A 19,516-nucleotide genomic window follows, 5' to 3' on the forward strand; every position below is an offset into this window, starting at 1 on the left:
CGGAGCCGCTCAAAAAAGCCGGTTAAGGCCATCGTAAGCGGCTACCCGATAGGCTTCGGCCATGGTCGGGTAGTTGAACGTGGTATTGACGAAATACTTCAGGGTATTGAGCTCGCCCGGCTGGTTCATGATCGCCTGACCGATGTGCACGATCTCGGATGCCTGGTAGCCAAAGCAGTGAACGCCCAGCACTTGCAGGGTTTCACGGTGGAACAGGATTTTCAGCATGCCCTGGGGCTCGCCGGCAATCTGTGCCCGCGCCATGCTCTTGAAGAACGCCTTGCCCACTTCATACGGCACTTTGGCCTGGGTCAGCTCCTGCTCGTTCTTGCCGATCGAGCTGATCTCCGGAATCGTGTAAATACCGGTTGGCACGTCGTTCACGAAACGCCAGCTGCCGTTATCCACAATACTGCCAGCGGCGGAGCGGCCCTGGTCATGGGCAGCACTGGCCAGGCTTGGCCAGCCAATCACGTCACCGGCACCATAGATATTGGGCACTGTGGTGCGATAGTTTTCATCGACACTGATCTGGCCGCGGCCATTGACCTTGATCCCGATGTTTTCCAGACCCAGCTGATCGGTGTTGCCGGTACGCCCGTTGCACCAGAGCAAGGCATCTGCCTTGATCTTTTTGCCGGACTTGAGGTGCAGAATCACGCCGTTTTCGACGCCTTCAACCCGCTCGTATTCTTCGTTGTGGCGAACCGTGATGTTGTTGTTGCTGAAGTGGTAGCTCAGCGCCTGCGAGATCTCGGAGTCGAGGAAACTGAGCAATTGCTCACGGTTGTCCACCAGCTCGATCAATACCCCCAGACCGCTGAAGATCGACGCGTATTCGCAGCCGATCACCCCGGCGCCGTAAACAATCAGCTTACGCGGGGTATGTCCCAGGCTGAGGATGGTGTCGCTATCGTAGATACGCGAGTGAGAGAAATCGATATCGGCCGGGCGATACGGACGCGAGCCGGTGGCGATGATGATTTGCTTGGCCATCAGGGTTTCGACGACACCGTTGCTGCACACCACTTCAATGGTTTGCTCATCGGTGAAGCTGCCGGTACCGAAGAACAGGTCTACGCGATTGCGCGCATAGAAGCCGGTACGCGATGCCACTTGTTTGGAGATGACTTTTTCGGCGCTTTTCAGTACGTCCGGAAACGAGAACCAGCGCGGCTCACCAATGGCCCGGAACATCGGGTTGGTGTTGAACTGCATGATCTGGCGAACCGAGTGACGCAAGGCTTTGGAAGGGATAGTGCCCAAGTGCGTGCAGTTGCCGCCCACCTGGCGCCGGCTATCGACCATCGCCACTTTGCGTCCCGCTTTTGCGGCGTTCATTGCCGCACCTTCTCCCGCCGGGCCGGAACCCAGTACCACTACGTCGTAGTTGTAGACAGCCATGCGTACTCCTCAGAACAGGCCGCGGCCCCCATTTGGGCACCTGCGGCTAAATCATGTCGCGGCCAGCGGCATGAAGGATCAAAACGTGGGGCACAGTCTATAGAAGCCTGAAGGCCACGAACATTAACCCTTGGTCTGGTCGAAAACTATTTTTGTCCGCGGCGCATCGTTCAGACGCGCGCCCCCCCCTGCAAGAGCTAGCCTGCTCGCGGGCTCTTCAAGATCAAATGCTCGCGAGCAAGCTCGCTCCTGCACAGATCTTCGTCATGCTTTCACAAAACTGGCATAACCTTTAACCACCCATCGATCAGGATTGCGTCCATGCGCCAGCTGTTGATCGCCCTGGTGCTGACTTTTAGCGCCGCAGCCCTCGCCGATGAATCCGCGCAGCTCAAACAAGCCGGCTTTGCCGCACAGTGGCAGGGAGGCTCGCAGCCCATGGAGCGCAGGGGCCAGATCGTACTGACGTATCTGTGGGCCGACATCTATGCCGCAGCACTGTTCACCCGGCCCGGCCTCACCCCGCAACAAGCGTTCGATGAACAGCGCGCCATGCGCCTGGAACTGTTCTATCTGCGCGACCTCGATCACAGCGATGTAACACGGGCTTCTGCAGCCATTCTCAAACGCCAGCAGCCGGCCGCCACCCTCGCCCGCCTGGAACAACCGCTGAAACAACTGCAGGCCAGCTTTGGCCATATCAAACGGGGCGATCGCTACGCCCTGGACTATGACCCGCAACGCGGCCTGAACCTTGAACGCAATGGCAAAGTCATCTTCAACAGCCCTGACCCGGAGCTGGCCAAGGCCTATCTCGGCATCTGGCTCGGCCCGGACGGACTTCCTGAAAAGCTGCGCCAGACCCTGCTGGCGCATACCCCCTGAGCCATCCTGTAGTTGCAACTGCAGTTGCCTACAGCAACGGATACACATATCGTTACAAAACTGTTTTGCACAACGGCACAAGCCTTGATCTTGCAGTGTGGACGAGTAAAAAACATGGATTACGCATAAAACAGATAACAGCGGGTGATTTCTGATGGGCTCCAGTACGGGCAAAGGCAAGGCGATTTTTCGCGTTGTCAGCGGTAACTTTCTCGAGATGTTCGACTTCATGGTCTTTGGCTTCTACGCCACGGCCATTGCCAAAACCTTCTTTCCGTCCGACAGCGCCTTCGCTTCATTAATGCTTGCCCTGGCTACTTTTGGCGCAGGCTTCCTGATGCGCCCGCTGGGTGCAATCTTTCTCGGCGCCTACATCGACCGTCACGGTCGGCGCAAAGGCCTGATCATTACCCTCGCCCTGATGGCCATGGGCACAGTGCTGATTGCCTGTGTGCCGGGTTATGCCACCCTGGGTGTCGCAGCCCCGTTACTGGTGTTGCTGGGGCGCTTGCTGCAAGGTTTTTCAGCGGGCGTGGAACTGGGCGGCGTTTCGGTATACCTGGCGGAAATCGCCACTCCGGGTCGCAAAGGCTTCTTCGTTAGCTGGCAATCGGCTAGCCAGCAAGCGGCAGTGGTGTTCGCCGGCCTGCTCGGGGTTGGCCTCAACCACTGGCTGAGCCCGGAAGACATGGGTGACTGGGGCTGGCGCATCCCATTCCTGATCGGCTGCATGATCGTGCCGGTGATCTTTGTCATCCGTAAATCGATGGAAGAAACCCCTGAGTTCGAAGCCCGAACGCATCACCCTACCCTGCGTGAAATAGTTCGTTCCATCGGTCAGAACTTCGGACTGGTGCTGGGCGGCATGGCCCTGGTGGTGATGACCACCGTGTCGTTCTACCTGATCACCGCCTACACCCCGACCTTCGGCAAGTCAGAACTGCACCTGTCGGATTTCGATGCCCTGCTGGTGACGGTGTGCATTGGCCTGTCGAACTTCTTCTGGCTGCCGGTGATGGGCGCACTGTCCGACAAGGTAGGACGTAAACCGCTGCTGCTGGGCGCGACCCTCCTGGCGATCCTGACTGCTTATCCGGCTCTGTCCTGGCTGGTGGCCAACCCGAGCTTCAGCCATCTGCTGATCGTCGAGCTGTGGTTGTCGTTCCTGTATGGCTCGTACAACGGCGCCATGGTGGTGGCCCTTACCGAAATCATGCCGGTCGAGGTGCGCACCACAGGCTTCTCCCTGGCTTATAGCCTGGCCACTGCGACCTTTGGCGGCTTTACTCCGGCGGCTTGCACCTACCTGATCCACGTACTGGACAACAAGGCGGCACCGGGCCTGTGGCTGACGGGCGCAGCGGTACTGGGCCTGATTGCCACCGTAGTGCTGTTCCGTGGCAATAAACACGAACTGCGTACCGCTCAAGCCGCAATCCCGGCTAACAGCTAAAACCATGTAGGAGCGAGCTCGCCTCGCGATGTTTTGATCTTCTAAAAGATCGCGAGACAAGCTCGCTCCTACTAGCCTGGCGACTGCACCGGGCCTGATTGCCACCGTAGTGCTGTTTCGCGGCAATAAACACGAACTGCGTACCGCTCAAGCCGCAATCCCGGCTAACAGCTAAAACCATGTGGGAGCGAGCTCGCCTCGCGATGTTTTGATCTTCTAAAAGATCGCGAGACAAGCTCGCTCCTACTGGCCTGGCGACTGCACCGGGCCTGATTGCCACCGTAGTGCTGTTTCGCGGCAATAAACACGAACTGCGCACCGCTCAAGCCACAATCCCGGCTAACAGCTAAAACCATGTAGGAGCGAGCTCGCCTCGCGATGTTTTTGACAATTTTACAGCGCACACAAAAACGCCCCGAACCAGTCGGGGCGTTTTCAGTTGCGGCGGTTGCTTAGCGCGGGAACGCTGGCGGGTTGACCCCGGCCATGTCTTCCATCACGCGAACTACCTGGCAGCTGTAACCGAATTCGTTGTCGTACCACACGTACAGAACAACGCGGTTGTCATTGCAGATAGTCGCTTCAGCATCGACCACACCGGCGTGACGCGAACCTACGAAGTCAGTGGAAACCACTTCCTGGGAGTTCACGTAGTCGATTTGCTTGTGCAGATCGGAGTGCAGCGCCATGTAGCGCAGGTACTCGTTCATTTCTTCACGGGTAGCCGGCTTCTCAAGGTTCAGGTTGAGGATGGCCATCGAAACGTTTGGCGTCGGAACGCGGATCGCGTTACCGGTCAGCTTGCCGGCCAGCTCGGGCAGAGCCTTGGCAGCAGCGGTGGCAGCGCCGGTTTCGGTGATAACCATGTTCAGCGCGGCACTACGGCCACGGCGGTCGCCCTTGTGGAAGTTGTCGATCAGGTTCTGGTCGTTGGTGTACGAGTGAACCGTTTCAACGTGACCGTTGACGATGCCGAACTTGTCGTTGACAGCCTTGAGCACCGGCACGATGGCGTTGGTGGTGCAGGATGCCGCCGAAACGATCTTGTCGTCTGCGGTGATTTCGCCGTGGTTGATACCGTGAACGATGTTTTTCAGCTTGCCTTTGCCCGGCGCGGTCAACACCACACGGTCAATGCCAGGGCAAGCCAGGTGCTGGCCAAGGCCTTCGGCGTCACGCCATACACCGGTGTTGTCCACCAGCAATGCGTTCTGAATGCCGTACTGGGTGTAGTCCACTTCAGTCGGGTTCTTCGCGTAGATCACCTGGATCAGGTTGCCGTTGGCGGTGATGGTGTTGTTGACTTCATCAATAACGATGGTGCCATCGAACGGACCATGTACCGAGTCACGACGCAGCAAGCTTGCACGCTTGACCAGATCGTTTTCGGCGCCTTTGCGCACAACGATGGCACGCAGACGCAGACCGTCGCCACCACCGGTTTTTTCGATCAGGATGCGCGCCAGCAGACGGCCGATACGACCGAAGCCGTACAGCACAACGTCAGTGCCTTTACGGGCAGAAGCATTTTGCTGACCCACTACATCGGCCAGTTCTTCGCGCACGAACTGCTCGGCAGTACGGCCATTGGCTTCGGCCTTGAATTTAACGGCCAGCTTGCCCAGGTCTACCGAAGCAGCACCGAGCTTGAGCTCGCTCATTGCTTTAAGCAGAGGGAAAGTTTCGTGTACGGACAATTCGCTGTCATCGGACTGGCGATGACGGGCAAAGCGATGAGCTTTGAGAATCGCGATGACTGAACGGTTGATCAGGCTGCGGCCATAGATCGAACTCACCACATTGTTATTGCGGTAGAGCTGACCGATTAGCGGGATCATCGCTTCTGCGAGTGCTTCACGGTCGATCCATTCACCAAGACACTGGTCGGGCTTCTGAGTCACGGGAACCTTCCACATGTAGGGGCTGAAAAAAGGGGCTACATTATGCAGTTGCGCCCCTGCCTGGGCAATGCACGCCTGTCACACGCCCGAACTGAAACGTTTAAGCCCCAGCAAATAAAGGTAAAAAAATTTATAACACCCTGGTTTTCATGGGTTTTCAGCCCTTGATCCTCCCCCGCGACAGCCCCATGTCCGGTATCACGTACAGAATTCACCCCCCCTTTAAAGACTGCAACTGACAGCCAGCCCCTTGGCCCGTTACAATTGCCGACTTTGTCGCAACGCTTGGAGCTCAACCTTCCGTGCCCGTCCTGCGTCTACCGAAACTCCCTGCTACGGCAGGTAAACAGCACTGGGGCAATCTGCCCGGTGCCGCCCTGAGCCTCGCAATCGCCGAAGCTGCCAGCGCCGCCCAGCGCTTCACCCTGCTCCTGACTGCCGACAGCCAAAGCGCCGAACGCCTGGAGCAGGAATTGAGGTTTTTCGCGCCCGAGTTGCCGGTGCTGCATTTTCCCGACTGGGAAACCCTGCCCTACGATCTGTTCTCGCCGCACCAGGACATCATTTCCCAGCGCATCGCCAGCCTGTACCGGCTGCCGGAACTGAGTCATGGCGTTTTGGTAGTGCCTATCACCACCGCCCTACATCGCCTGGCTCCGACCCGGTTTTTGCTGGGTAGCAGCCTGGTGCTGGATATCGGCCAGAAGCTGGACGTCGAGCAAATGCGCACCCGGCTTGAGGCCAGCGGTTATCGCTGCGTCGACACGGTGTACGAACACGGCGAGTTCGCGGTACGTGGTGCCTTGATCGACCTGTTCCCGATGGGCAGCAAACTGCCCTACCGGATTGATCTGTTCGACGACGAAATCGAAACCCTGCGCACTTTTGATCCGGAAACCCAGCGCTCCATCGACAAGGTCGAATCGGTACGCTTGCTGCCGGCCCGGGAGTTTCCGCTGCAAAAAGATGCTGTAACCCGGTTCAAGGCGCGCTTTCGCGAACGCTTCGATGTGGATTTCCGCCGTTGCCCGATCTTTCAGGACCTGAGCAGCGGGATCACCCCGGCCGGTATCGAGTACTACCTGCCGCTGTTTTTCGATGAAACCTCGACCCTGTTCGACTACTTGCCGGGGGATACGCAAGTGTTCTCGCTGCCCGGTATCGAGCAGGCCGCGGAGAATTTCTGGTCTGACGTGCGCAACCGCTACGAAGAACGCCGCATCGACCCGTCCCGCCCGTTGCTGCCCCCTGCCGAGCTGTTCCTGCCGGTGGACGACTGCTTCGCCCGGCTGAAAAACTGGCCACGGGTAGTCGCCAGCCAGGACGACGTAGATACTGGCAGCAGCCGCGAGCGCTTCCCGGCCCGGCCGTTGCCGAATCTGGCGATAGAAGCCAAGGCCAATCAGCCACTGGCGGCATTGTCCGGCTTTCTAGAGCAGTTTGATGGCCGCGTGCTGTTTACCGCCGAATCTGCCGGTCGCCGCGAAGTGCTGCTCGAACTGCTGGAACGTCTGAAACTTCGCCCGAAAAACGTCGAAAACTGGCCCGACTTCGTCGCCAGCAAACACCGCCTGGCCATTACCATTGCGCCGCTGGATGAAGGCCTGCTGCTGGACGACCCGGCCCTGGCCCTGATCGCCGAAAGCCCATTGTTCGGGCAACGGGTGATGCAGCGTCGCCGTCGCGAAAAACGCGCCGACGCCAACAACGATGCAGTGATCAAAAACCTCACCGAACTGCGCGAAGGCGCACCGGTGGTACATATCGACCACGGGGTCGGCCGCTATCAAGGGCTGGCGACGCTGGAAGTCGACAATCAGGTGGCCGAGTTTCTGACCCTGGAATACGCCGAGGGCGCCAAGCTCTACGTGCCCGTGGCCAACCTGCACCTGATCGCCCGCTACACCGGCAGCGACGATGAACTGGCACCGCTGCATCGTCTGGGCTCGGAAACCTGGCAAAAAGCCAAGCGCAAAGCCGCCGAACAGGTCCGTGACGTGGCAGCCGAGCTGCTGGACATCTATGCCCGCCGGGCTGCCCGTGAAGGCCATGCGTTTGCCGATCCGAAGGCCGATTACGCAACTTTCAGCGCCGGCTTCCCGTTCGAAGAAACCCCGGACCAGCAAACCACCATCGAAGCCGTGCGCGCCGACATGTTGTCGCCCAAGCCAATGGACCGGCTGGTGTGTGGCGATGTGGGCTTCGGCAAAACCGAAGTGGCCATGCGCGCCGCCTTCATTGCCGTGCATGGCGGCCGTCAGGTGGCGATTCTGGTGCCCACCACCCTGCTCGCCCAGCAGCACTACAACAGCTTCCGCGACCGTTTCGCCGACTGGCCGGTAACGGTAGAGGTAATGAGCCGCTTCAAATCGGCCAAAGAAATCAACGCCGCCGTGGCCCAGCTGGCCGAAGGCAAGATCGACATCGTGATCGGCACCCACAAGCTGCTGCAGGACGACGTCAAAATCAAAAACCTCGGCCTGGTGATCATCGACGAAGAGCACCGCTTCGGGGTACGTCAGAAAGAACAGCTCAAGGCCCTGCGCAGCGAGGTCGACATTCTGACCCTCACCGCAACGCCAATCCCGCGCACCTTGAACATGGCCGTGTCCGGCATGCGCGACCTGTCGATCATTGCCACCCCGCCTGCCCGCCGCCTGTCGGTGCGCACCTTTGTCATGGAGCAGAACAACAGCACCGTCAAAGAGGCGTTGTTGCGTGAACTGTTACGCGGCGGCCAGGTTTACTACCTGCACAACGATGTCAAAACCATCGAGAAATGCGCCGCGGAACTGGCAGAGCTGGTGCCAGAAGCACGGATCGGTATCGGCCACGGGCAAATGCGCGAGCGCGAACTCGAACAGGTGATGAGCGACTTCTATCACAAACGTTTCAACGTGCTGATCGCCTCGACCATCATCGAGACCGGCATCGACGTGCCGAGCGCCAACACCATCATCATCGAGCGCGCCGACAAGTTCGGCCTGGCTCAGTTGCACCAGTTGCGCGGCCGGGTTGGACGCAGTCACCACCAGGCTTACGCCTACCTGCTGACACCCCCGCGCCAGCAAATTACCGGCGACGCGCAAAAGCGTCTGGAAGCCATCGCCAATACCCAGGACTTGGGGGCCGGCTTTGTGCTGGCCACCAATGACCTGGAAATCCGTGGTGCGGGCGAACTGCTCGGTGACGGCCAAAGCGGCCAGATCCAGGCCGTCGGCTTTACCCTGTACATGGAAATGCTCGAGCGCGCGGTGAAGTCGATCCGCAAGGGCGAACAGCCCAACCTCGACCAGCCCCTGGGCGGCGGGCCGGAAATCAACCTGCGGGTACCGGCGCTGATTCCTGAAGCCTATCTCCCGGATGTGCACACCCGGCTGATCCTCTACAAACGCATTGCCAATGCCAGCGACGAAGACGGTCTCAAGGATTTGCAGGTCGAGATGATCGACCGCTTTGGCCTGCTGCCCGAGCCAAGCAAAAATCTGGTGCGCATTACCCTGCTCAAGTTGCAGGCCGAACAACTGGGGATCAAAAAGGTCGATGCCGGCCCCCAGGGCGGACGCATCGAGTTTGCCGCGGACACCCCGGTTGACCCGCTGGTGTTGATCAAGCTGATTCAAGGCCAGCCCAACCGTTACAAATTCGAAGGCGCCACCGTGTTCAAGTTCATGGTGCCGATGGAACGTGCCGAAGAACGCTTCAACACTATTGAGGCGCTGTTTGAGCGCCTGACACCGAAGTCGCCCTGAATGAAGTACCCATGTCCGTGAGCCTGACCCCGCAACTGACCAAGCCGCTCGCACCGACCTGGGTCAGTCGCTTCAAAGAGCAAAGCCTGGAACGTGGCCGCAGCTACGCCAGGCAAAACCGCGTCAGGATTGTGCAGATCGGTGACAGCCTGATTACTGCCAGCTGTCAGGGTTCGGGCGAAAACACCTACCGCCAGACCATTGAATTGCGCGACTCGGCCAAAGGCACATTGCTGCTGGTGAGCGCCAACTGCACCTGCCCGGTGCGGGCCAATTGCAAGCACACTGCTGCCGTATTACTGAAGATTGAAGAAACCTTGAACTACCCTGCCGCCGCCCAGGACGCCGAGCTTCTGGAAAAACTCCAGGCCGTACTCGACTCGCGTCGCCCTGCCAACCTGCCCGAAGTGCTGATCGATGACGTGCAACCGGTGCCGCGCCTATGGCTGGCCAGTGCCGAGTTCAGCGCCTTTGAACCGCGCAACGGCAAGATGCAGCGTTATATCCAGCACCGCGCCGCGCTGTCGTTCAATTACCTCGAGCAATACGCCAGCGGGCAAAAAAACGCCGACATCCTGATTCGCCAGGAACACCAGACCCTGCGCATCAAACGCCAGCCGGAGGCGGAAAACGCCTTTCGCGAGCAACTGCGCACCCTGGGTTTCAAAATCGCTACCCGCCAGAGCAAGGCGCTGCCTGAAAGCGCCGGCGAGCTGTTTGAAATGGTCAACGACAGTGCCTGGCTCAACTTCACCCTCAATCAAATGCCCGGCCTGCGCGAACAGGGCTGGGAACTGCAGATCGATGAAGACTTCGGTTTTGACCTGAGCCCGGTGCAAGACTGGTACGCCAACGTCGACGAGGCCCCGGAGCACGACTGGTTCGACCTGGAACTGGGGATCATCGTCAACGGCCAGCGCCTGAGTTTGCTGCCGATCCTGTTGAACCTGATGCGCTCCCATACCGATCTGCTGAGCCCGGAAAAACTGGCCAGGCGCCGGGACGACGAACTGATTCTGGTGAACATCCCCACCACTCCCAACAGTGGCCACGGCCCGCTGCAAGTGGCTCTGCCCTATGGCCGCCTGAAACCGGTGCTGGCGACCCTGGACGAGTTTTATCTGGGAGAGCCGGGCGCCACCAGCCTGCGGATCAAAAGTGCCGACGCACCGCGGCTTAACGCCCTGGATGCATTGCCCCTGCGCTGGGAAGGCGGCGAGCACATCCGCGGCTTTGCCCAGCGCCTGCGGGATATCAAGGACTTCAGCGTCGAAGCTCCCGAGGGCCTCAACGCCAACCTGCGCCCCTACCAGCTGGAAGGCCTGAGCTGGATGCAGTCACTGCGTCAACTGGAGGTCGGGGGGATTCTTGCCGATGACATGGGGCTGGGTAAAACCCTGCAAACCCTGGCGCATATCCTCTGCGAGAAAAATGCCGGGCGCCTGGATCGCCCGGCCATGGTGGTCATGCCCACCAGCCTGATCCCCAACTGGCTCGACGAGGCGGCGCATTTCACCCCGCAGCTCAAGGTGCTGGCGCTGTATGGCGCGACGCGTAAAAAGCACTTTGAGCACCTCAACGACTATGACGTGATCCTGACCACCTATGCGCTGCTGCCCAAAGACATTGAACAGCTGGCAAAACTGCCGCTGCATGTACTGGTGCTGGACGAGGCGCAGTACATCAAGAATCCCGGCAGCAAGGCCTCACAGGCGGCCTGCGAACTGAATGCACGTCAACGCCTGTGCCTGAGCGGCACACCGCTGGAGAACCACCTGGGCGAGCTGTGGTCACTGTTCCACTTCTTGCTGCCCGGCTGGCTGGGCGATGTCAAAACCTTCAACCGCGATTACCGGGTGCCCATCGAGCGCCAGGGCAGCGACGAGCGTTTGCAGCACCTCAATGCACGGATCAAGCCTTTTCTGTTGCGCCGCACCAAGGAGCAGGTGGCGACCGAACTGCCGCCCAAGACCGAGATCATCCACTGGGTGGATCTCAACGAAGCCCAGCGCGATGTGTACGAGACCATGCGCCTGGCCATGGACAAAAAGGTCCGCGACGAAATCACCCGCAAAGGTGTGGGTCGCAGCCAGATCATCATTCTTGAAGCTCTGCTCAAACTGCGTCAGGTGTGCTGCGACCTGCGACTGATCAGTGACACCCCGCCGAAAAAAGGCAGCACCTCCGGCAAGCTCGACAGCCTGATGCTGATGCTTGAAGAACTGTTCGCCGAAGGCCGGCGCATCCTGCTGTTTTCGCAGTTCACTTCGATGCTCGGGCTGATCGAAGCCGAACTGCAGAAACGCAAGGTGCGCTACGCCATCCTCACCGGGCAAACCCGTGACCGTCGCGCACCGGTGAAGGACTTCCAGAGCGGCACCCTGCAAATCTTTCTGATCAGCCTGAAGGCTGGCGGCGTGGGCTTGAACCTGACCGAGGCTGACACCGTGATCCACTACGACCCGTGGTGGAACCCGGCGGCGGAAAACCAGGCGACCGACCGCGCCTACCGCATCGGCCAGGAAAAACCGGTGTTTGTGTACAAGATGATTGCCCGCGGCACCGTGGAGGAGAAAATCCAGCACTTGCAGCAGGAAAAATCGGATTTGGCCGCAGGGGTTCTGGATGGCCGCATAGCCGGAGACTGGAAACTGCAGGACGACGACATCGATGCGCTGTTTGCACCGTTGCCGCCGAAAATCGAAAAGCGCTGAAACAACGTGAATGCTGCAGGAGCAGCCGGTCGACGCTCCTGCAGTTTTATTGCATTGGCCCTTCAATCAATCAGCTGGGCATCTCTAAGCGCACCCATCGCCACCAGCCAGCGCGGGCTCTCGCGATAGTCGGTGCTGGCCCATGCCTGGCCACGCATGCGGGCAATCCGCGGTGAAGGGGTCACCTTCAGACGCTGCGCTGCACTGAGTGCCAGCTCGGCCGCTGCCCGGTCGTTGCACACCAGGCCCATGTCGCAACCGGCCGACAGCGCCGCTTCGATACGGCTGGCAGCATCGCCGACCACATGGGCGCCGGCCATCGACAGATCGTCACTGAAGATCACGCCGTCAAACTCAAGCTCGCCGCGCAAAATATCCTGCAACCAGCGACGGGAAAATCCGGCTGGCTGGCTGTCCACTTGCGGATAGATCACATGGGCCGGCATGACTGCCGCCAGGTGCTTGCTCAACAGGGCAAATGGCACCAGGTCATGGCTGCGGATCTGCTCAAGACTGCGTTCGTCTACGGGAATCGCTACATGGGAATCGGCCTCGGCCCAGCCGTGACCGGGGAAATGCTTGCCGGTTGCAGCCATGCCCGCATCATTCATCCCGCGAATGAACGCCCCGGCCAACACCGCAGCACGCTGCGGGTCACCCTCAAATGAACGACTACCGACCACAGCGCTGCGCTGGTAATCCAGATCCAGTACCGGGGCGAAGCTCAGGTCCAGCCCGACAGCCAGCACTTCGGTGGCCATGATCCAGCCACACTGTTCGGCCAGGTACTCGGCATTGGGGTTATCGGCAATTGCGCGCATGGCCGGCAGACGCACGAAGCCCTGACGCAGACGCTGAACCCGCCCGCCTTCCTGGTCGACCGCCAGCAGCAAGTCAGGACGAATGGCGCGAATCGACGCACTGAGCTCACGCACCTGGCGCGGGTGCTCGATGTTACGGGCAAAAATGATCAACCCGCCCACTTCAGGCTGGCGCAACAATTGCCGATCTTCGGCCGTCAGCCAGGTACCGGCGACGTCCACCATCAAGGAGCCTTGCAGGGCAGAACTCATGGATAATCCTTTGAATAAAAAATAGCGGACACAGGGCTACGGGCCTCACCTGAATGAGACAGCAACGAGTCGGCAACAGGAAATGGATCAGGAACGAACATGGCAGCTAGCTTAGCGGAACTCAGCTGCCACGCCCACCCGCAGCAGGTCAAACCTTGACGCTGACCTGCGGGGTTTTGCTGCGGGGACGAAGCTGTGCGGCGGCCATTGCCGGATCAACCACGCCGCTTTCAGCACGCATGCCTGCGGCGAGGAAAGGCACCATCAGACGCATCACCTGTTCGATCGAGGTGTTTACCCCGAAGTCGGTTTCGGCAATGGCGCGCAATGCCTTGATTCCGGACATACTGAAAGCCGCCGCGCCGAGCATGAAATGCACACGCCAGAACAGTTCGATCGGGGGGATTTGCGGGGCGGCCTCATTGACCAGCAACATGTAGCGGCGGAAAACCTTGCCATACATGTCTTCAAGGTAGCGCCGCAAATGCCCCTGGCTCTGACTGAATGCCAGCCCCAGCAAGCGCATGAAGATAGACAGGTCATTGCCGCTGCGGGGCTGGATTACCAGCGCCTGCTCCACCAGCATTTCCAGCAGTTCTTCAAGGGTGGGTCGATTCTCCGGCCTGGCCTGACGGCGCTCCAGTTCTCGATCGAGGTTGGCGCAAAAAGGCCCCAGAAACCGCGAAAAAACTGCCTGGATCAGCGCTTTTTTTGAACCGAAATGGTAATTGACAGCCGCAAGATTAACCCCGGCCTTGCTGGTAATCAGCCGCAATGAGGTTTCGGCAAACCCTTTTTCCGCGAACAGCTGCTCGGCAGCATCAAGGATACGTTCAACGGTTTCCGACTGGGCCATGGCTACTCCGCCTGACAAACATTTAAACAGTTGTTTGAAACATACGTTTCAGCTTGTAAAAAGTCAAGGTGACGTATTCACATTGCGACCGGGCGGTTTCGCATTTAACCACAGCCTCGGCCCGCCGGGTCGCAGCTGATAAAGTGCGCAGCCTGACAGGCGACCGTCCGGCGGACTCCTGAAAATGGGTGATTGCCAATCAGCTATCACTGTATATAATCCCAGTCACTGTATAAAAAGACAGAGCGATCAACATGCTAAAACTGACGCCACGCCAAGCTGAGATCCTGGCCTTCATCAAGCGATGCCTGGATGACAACGGATACCCGCCCACCCGTGCCGAGATCGCACAGGAGCTGGGCTTCAAGTCGCCGAACGCCGCCGAAGAACACCTCAAGGCCCTTGCCCGCAAGGGTGCCATCGAGATGACTCCGGGAGCATCGCGGGGCATTCGCATCCCCGGTTTCGAAGCCAAGTCCGACGAATCCACCCTGCCCATCATCGGCCGGGTTGCTGCCGGCGCCCCGATCCTGGCGCAGGAGCACGTCGAAGAGTCATGCAATATCAACCCGACCTTCTTCCATCCGCGCGCTGACTATTTGCTGCGGGTACAAGGCATGAGCATGAAGGACGTCGGCATCTTTGATGGCGACCTGCTTGCCGTTCATACCTGTCGCGAAGCCCGTAACGGCCAGATTGTCGTGGCCCGCATCGACGACGAAGTGACGGTAAAGCGCTTCAAGCGTGAAGGTAACAAGGTCTGGCTGATCGCCGAGAACCCTGACTTCGCCCCGATTGAAGTCAACCTCAAGGACCAGGAACTGGTCATTGAAGGCTTGAGTGTCGGCGTCATTCGCCGCTAAAGGAGGCTTCATGCAGTTCCCACACACACCGCTGCCAGCACAACTCAATCTTTTCGAGGCGTTCATGGCAAAACCAATGACCCCCGCGATCAAAGACGTGCTCGATTCACCCTGGAGCGTCGAACCCGAAGCATTCAGTGAACTGTCGCTGCGCGGTGCTGCCGGAAACTGCCTGAACCTGCTTGCGCCCATGCTGCGCGAACTGAGCGAACAACCGGACGACCGCTGGCTGACACTGATAGCGCCACCCGCCAGCCTGACTCAAAGCTGGCTACGGGATGCCGGCCTCAACCGTGAACGTATTTTGCTGCTGCAGCCCAACGGCAATAAAAGCACGCTGCAACTCACCTGCGAAGCTCTGCGCCTGGGCCGAAGCCACACGGTGGTCAGCTGGATCAATCCACTGAATGCCGCAGCCCGCCAACAGCTGATTGGCGCAGCACGCACCGGTCACGGGCAAAGTTTGAATATTCGTCTGGGCTAAACAGCGGACGTTGTCACAGGGCTTTTGCTGAATACAAAAGCCGGTCCGTGACACGCCTGGGGCATGGATCGCGTCTTAATGAAGAATACGCGGTCCGTCATCCTTTTCGAGTTCGCCTTCGGCCAGTCGGCCCGCCATCTGCACACCTACGCTAAGCATGGCCTTGGCCACCTCTACGTGCTGACCCTGAAGAAAAGCCTTGGCATCTTCAGAGAAGTTCAGCGTCACCAAAGACCCCTCGTCTTCAGCCCGACGCAACTCGATACGGCCGTCTGGCAATTCGACAATTTCAAGAAAGGACGTTGGCATAAAAGTTTGTTCTCCACGAAAGCGCGGGATTATATCAGTCATCCACTGGGAATTTGCCAGGAACTGTGCTGGTTTCATTACAGACTGATGAATGACTGTACAGTTTTGCCTTCGACCATCAGCACTCATTGAGCCCGTCGCGAAAGCGGACAGCCAGGGATTTCAAGTTCTGGCGCCACTCTTCCAGGGTTTCCCGGCCTAACTCCCCGGGTGTCTCGTCCTCCAGACTGACCGCTACGATCAAGGGCTGGAAGACATCTGCCTTGACCTTTTTCGGAGCCTGCAACGGCTGGTACAACGCCCCATGGGCGGCGATCAATTGGGCCAGCCAGGTTTGCGGCGCACGCGCCAGCTCGACCATTTCTGCCAGTTCGGGGATGGCTATTGCCTCCAGCACCTCCTGAGTGAGCAACAGTTCAACCCTGGGCGCGCCGGCCTGAGGCAGACGGTAGAAACCCGCGATTTCATGGCACAGCCCGAGCAACGCACCATACAAATGGAACACCGCTGATTCGCGTTCGGCCTGTACCAGCGCCTGAGCATTCATGGCCCGACCTTCGCCGGCCTTGTTCATGGCATCCAGGGCCAGACCGGCGAAGTAAATTTTCTGATTGGTGCGGGTATAGAGTTCATGAGCCATGCGGGCGCGCTCCACAGCGAATTGGATAAGTGCAGACTGAGCAGTCTCAGGGATCAGGGGCTACGGGAGCAAGCGCCAATCCTGCGCTTGTGTTGCAGTTGCCACAGGCCCGTACAGGACAATCACAAAAAAACCGCGCAAGACATGCAGCCCTTGCGCGGTTTTTTGTTAAGCCGTCACGCTAAATCAAGCGTCTTTCTCTTTACGCTTGTCTTCAACCTTCCAGCTTTTGCCGTCGTAGAAGGCACGCCAGCCTGTCGGCTTGCCTTCAACTTCAGTCTGCACGTACTGCTCCTTGGTTTTGCGGCTGTAGCGAATCACCGCTGGACGACCATCCGGGTCCTTCTTCGGCGCTTCACACAGGAAGTGGTACTTGGGATCGATCTCGTCCTTGTGCGGCACGATTTCAATCACCAGCGGCGCACGGGTCTCGCGGTTTTTCGGGAACTGGCTGGCCGCCAGGAACAACCCCGAAGCACCGTCACGCAAAATATACGTGTCGTTGACCTTCTCGCACTTGAGCTCCGGCATTTTTACCGGGTCCATTTTCGGCGGCGCAGCTTCACCACTTTTCAGCAGTTTGCGGGTGTTTTTGCATTCGGCGTTGGTGCAACCGAAGAACTTGCCGAAACGACCGGTCTTGAGCTGCATCTCGCTGCCGCACTTGTCGCACTCCAGGCTTGGCCCTTCGTAGCCCTTGATGCGGTAGCTGCCTTCTTCGATTTCGTAGCCGGTGCAATCCGGGTTGTTACCGCAGATGTGCAGCTTGTGCTTCTCATCCAGCAGGTACGCATCCATCGCGGTGCTGCAAATCGGGCAGCGGTGCTTGCCCAACAGCACCAACGATTCGGACTCACCCTCGTCGTCGGCAGCAATTTCGTCGCCAGGCACCAGGTTTACCGTGGCCTTGCAGCGCTCTTTAGGCGGCAAGCTGTAGCCCGAGCAACCCAGGAATACACCGGTCGACGCGGTACGAATCTGCATCGGACGCCCGCACTCTTTGCACGGGATGTCGGTCATTACCGGCTGGTTGGCACGCATCCCGCCTTCCGGCGCGGCCGCTACTTCAAGTTTCTTTTTGAAGTCGCCATAGAACTCGTCCAGCACGTTTTTCCAGTCGCGCTCACCGTGCGCCACATCATCGAGATTTTCTTCCATCCCGGCGGTAAAGCCGTAGTCCATCAGGTCAGAGAAGCTCTCGGACAAACGCTCGGTAACGATGTCGCCCATTTTTTCGGAGTAGAAGCGGCGGTTATGCAGCGCCACGTAACCACGATCCTGGATGGTGCCGATGATCGCGGCGTAGGTCGAAGGACGACCGATACCGCGTTTTTCCATCTCTTTTACCAGGCTGGCTTCGGAGTAACGCGCAGGCGGCTTGGTAAAGTGCTGGCTCGGATCGAGTTCGATCAGTTTCAGCACGTCGCCCTGGGCCATGTCCGGCAGTACATCGTCGTCGCCAGGCTTGGCAATTTGCGGCATGACCCGGGTGTAGCCGTCGAACTTCAGGATGCGGCCCTTGGCACGCAGCTCAAAGTCACCAGCAGCGACGCTGACGGTGGTCGACAGGTATTTGGCCGGCAGCATCTGGCAAGCAACAAACTGGCGCCAGATAAGCTCGTAGAGCCGCTCAGCATCACGTTCCATGCCCGACAGCTTGCTTGGATCGGTGTTTACGTCAGAAGGACGAATGGCTTCGTGAGCCTCCTGCGCGCCTTCCTTGCTGCTATATACGTTGGGGGCCGGCGGCAGGTAGGCAGCACCGAACTCACCCTCGATGTAAGTGCGCGCCATTTCCACGGCATCAGCCGAAAGGTTGGTGGAGTCGGTACGCATATACGTGATGTAGCCGGCTTCATACAGACGCTGGGCCATCATCATGGTTTTCTTCACCCCGAAGCCCAGGCGGTTACTCGCAGCCTGTTGCAGGGTGGAAGTAATGAATGGCGCAGAAGGCTTGCTGCTGCTCGGCTTGTCTTCACGCTTGGAGATGGTGTAGCTGGAGGCTTTTAGCTTCTCCAGCGCCGCCATGGCCTGAGTTTCGTTCAGCGGCTTGAAGGCTTCGCCTTTTTCACGGGCAACGTCGAAGCGCACTTTCGCGCCCTTGGCAGTGCCCAGATCGGCGTGGATTTCCCAGTATTCTTCAGGGTTGAAGGCACGGATCTCACGCTCACGCTCAACCACCAGCTTCACGGCAACCGACTGCACCCGACCGGCCGACAGGCCACGGGCGATTTTCGCCCACAGCAGCGGCGAAACCATGTAACCCACCACGCGGTCGAGGAAACGACGCGCCTGCTGGGCGTTGACACGGTTGATGTCCAGCTCGCCCGGCCTGGAGAAGGCTTCCTGAATCGCCTTCTTGGTGATTTCGTTGAACACCACGCGCTTGTAGCGGCTGTCATCACCACCGATGGCTTCGCGCAGGTGCCAGGCAATGGCTTCCCCCTCGCGATCCAAGTCGGTTGCGAGATAGATGGTGTCAGCATCCTTGGCGAGCCGGCGCAGCTCTTCGATGACCTTTTCCTTGCCCGGGAGGATCTCGTACTTGGCTTTCCAGCCATGTTCCGGATCGACACCCATGCGCGAGATCAGCTGCTTTTGAGCCTTCTCTTTTGGCGACAGGGCCGGCACTTCACCAGCCGCCGCCTTGCCGCGCTTGGCAGCAGGTTCTTTGCTGGCGCTAGCCGAACCGCTGGTGGGCAGGTCTCGGATATGGCCGATACTCGACTTCACCACGTACTCGTTACCCAAGTACTTGTTGATGGTCTTGGCCTTAGCCGGGGATTCCACAATGACCAGCGATTTGCCCATGGATCAGAAAATTCCTGAATTCTAGAAGTGAAAGGCGGTTCGCGCCTGACGCGGCACCGCTATATATAGTGGCTACAAGGTGAGGTCAAGCACAGGGTTCTGCGCGACCTCGCCTCATGGCTTGGGAAAAATACTCGGTTCAGCCTTTACCAGAGCGAATCGGGGGACTGTTTTGCCCTCATATTCGACCGTTTCAATAAACATTTTCAGCGGACGCACCCAATAGCCGAATTCACCATGCAAGGCCTGGTAAAACACGACCTCCTCTTCGGTCTCGGAGTGGCGCGCCACATTGAACACCCGATATTGCGGGCCTTTATAGTGTTGGTAGAGCCCAAGTTGTACCGACATGTTGCGCTCCCTAAAAG

At 58.9% G+C, this 19,516-nt stretch carries 14 protein-coding genes; 6 read left to right on the forward strand and 8 right to left on the reverse strand.

Going from position 1 to position 19,516, the window contains the following annotated elements; all coding sequences use genetic code 11:
• Positions 1-9: 9 nt before the first annotated feature.
• The gene (gene sthA, locus EQV90_RS14410) at positions 10-1,404 is read right to left on the reverse strand and encodes a Si-specific NAD(P)(+) transhydrogenase (protein ID WP_003446640.1); all 1,395 of its coding nucleotides are present in this window, start codon (positions 1,402-1,404) and stop codon (positions 10-12) included.
• A gap of 321 nt (positions 1,405-1,725) precedes the next feature.
• On the opposite strand from sthA, the gene EQV90_RS14415 reads away from it, so the two are divergent.
• A complete protein-coding gene (locus tag EQV90_RS14415; RefSeq protein ID WP_240878309.1) occupies positions 1,726-2,289 on the forward strand; it encodes a chalcone isomerase family protein in 564 nt (187 codons plus the stop codon).
• Positions 2,290-2,443: 154 nt separating this feature from the next.
• Positions 2,444-3,742 (forward strand): MFS transporter, encoded by a 1,299-nt coding sequence (locus tag EQV90_RS14420; RefSeq protein ID WP_003446635.1) that lies wholly within the window; start codon positions 2,444-2,446, stop codon positions 3,740-3,742.
• 452 nt (positions 3,743-4,194) lie between these two features.
• Here the strand turns inward: EQV90_RS14420 and EQV90_RS14425 are convergent, their stop codons facing one another.
• Complete coding sequence (locus tag EQV90_RS14425) at positions 4,195-5,658, reverse strand: glyceraldehyde-3-phosphate dehydrogenase (protein ID WP_029612746.1); 1,464 nt, start codon at positions 5,656-5,658, stop codon at positions 4,195-4,197.
• A 287-nt stretch (positions 5,659-5,945) separates the two neighbouring features.
• On the opposite strand from EQV90_RS14425, the gene mfd reads away from it, so the two are divergent.
• Positions 5,946-9,395 (forward strand): transcription-repair coupling factor, encoded by a 3,450-nt coding sequence (gene mfd / locus EQV90_RS14430; RefSeq protein ID WP_240878310.1) that lies wholly within the window; start codon positions 5,946-5,948, stop codon positions 9,393-9,395.
• Positions 9,396-9,406: 11 nt separating this feature from the next.
• Positions 9,407-12,109 (forward strand): DEAD/DEAH box helicase, encoded by a 2,703-nt coding sequence (locus EQV90_RS14435; RefSeq protein WP_240878311.1) that lies wholly within the window; start codon positions 9,407-9,409, stop codon positions 12,107-12,109.
• Between the two features lie 62 nt (positions 12,110-12,171).
• Here EQV90_RS14435 and nagZ read toward each other — a convergent pair whose 3' ends face one another.
• Both nagZ and EQV90_RS14445 read right to left on the reverse strand, forming a co-directional pair.
• The gene (nagZ, locus tag EQV90_RS14440) at positions 12,172-13,170 is read right to left on the reverse strand and encodes a beta-N-acetylhexosaminidase (RefSeq protein ID WP_177412936.1); all 999 of its coding nucleotides are present in this window, start codon (positions 13,168-13,170) and stop codon (positions 12,172-12,174) included.
• A gap of 160 nt (positions 13,171-13,330) precedes the next feature.
• On the reverse strand, positions 13,331-14,038 hold the full coding sequence (locus tag EQV90_RS14445; RefSeq protein ID WP_003446626.1) for a TetR/AcrR family transcriptional regulator: 708 nt from the start codon (positions 14,036-14,038) through the stop codon (positions 13,331-13,333).
• Positions 14,039-14,292: 254 nt separating this feature from the next.
• On the opposite strand from EQV90_RS14445, the gene lexA reads away from it, so the two are divergent.
• Positions 14,293-14,901: a transcriptional repressor LexA gene (gene lexA, locus EQV90_RS14450; protein WP_003446624.1), complete on the forward strand. Its 609-nt coding sequence runs from the start codon at positions 14,293-14,295 to the stop codon at positions 14,899-14,901.
• Positions 14,902-14,911: 10 nt separating this feature from the next.
• On the forward strand, positions 14,912-15,385 hold the full coding sequence (sulA, locus tag EQV90_RS14455) for an SOS-induced cell division inhibitor SulA (protein ID WP_003446622.1): 474 nt from the start codon (positions 14,912-14,914) through the stop codon (positions 15,383-15,385).
• Positions 15,386-15,460: 75 nt separating this feature from the next.
• Here sulA and EQV90_RS14460 read toward each other — a convergent pair whose 3' ends face one another.
• The 4 genes from EQV90_RS14460 to EQV90_RS14475 all read right to left on the reverse strand — a co-directional run bounded on the left by EQV90_RS14460 (position 15,461) and on the right by EQV90_RS14475 (position 19,499).
• A complete protein-coding gene (locus EQV90_RS14460; protein WP_003446620.1) occupies positions 15,461-15,694 on the reverse strand; it encodes a hypothetical protein in 234 nt (77 codons plus the stop codon).
• Positions 15,695-15,812: 118 nt separating this feature from the next.
• Entirely contained in the window at positions 15,813-16,334 is a 522-nt protein-coding gene (locus tag EQV90_RS14465; RefSeq protein ID WP_240878312.1) for a DUF6586 family protein, read from the reverse strand.
• A 186-nt stretch (positions 16,335-16,520) separates the two neighbouring features.
• Positions 16,521-19,148, reverse strand: coding sequence for a type I DNA topoisomerase (gene topA / locus EQV90_RS14470; RefSeq protein ID WP_240878313.1), 2,628 nt, complete (start codon positions 19,146-19,148; stop codon positions 16,521-16,523).
• Positions 19,149-19,262: 114 nt separating this feature from the next.
• Positions 19,263-19,499, reverse strand: coding sequence for a DUF1653 domain-containing protein (locus tag EQV90_RS14475; protein WP_003446616.1), 237 nt, complete (start codon positions 19,497-19,499; stop codon positions 19,263-19,265).
• Between the last annotated feature and the right edge of the window lie 17 nt (positions 19,500-19,516).

This window comes from Pseudomonas sp. TMW22089, from assembly GCF_022496645.1.
Lineage (GTDB): Bacteria > Pseudomonadota > Gammaproteobacteria > Pseudomonadales > Pseudomonadaceae > Aquipseudomonas > Aquipseudomonas paraversuta.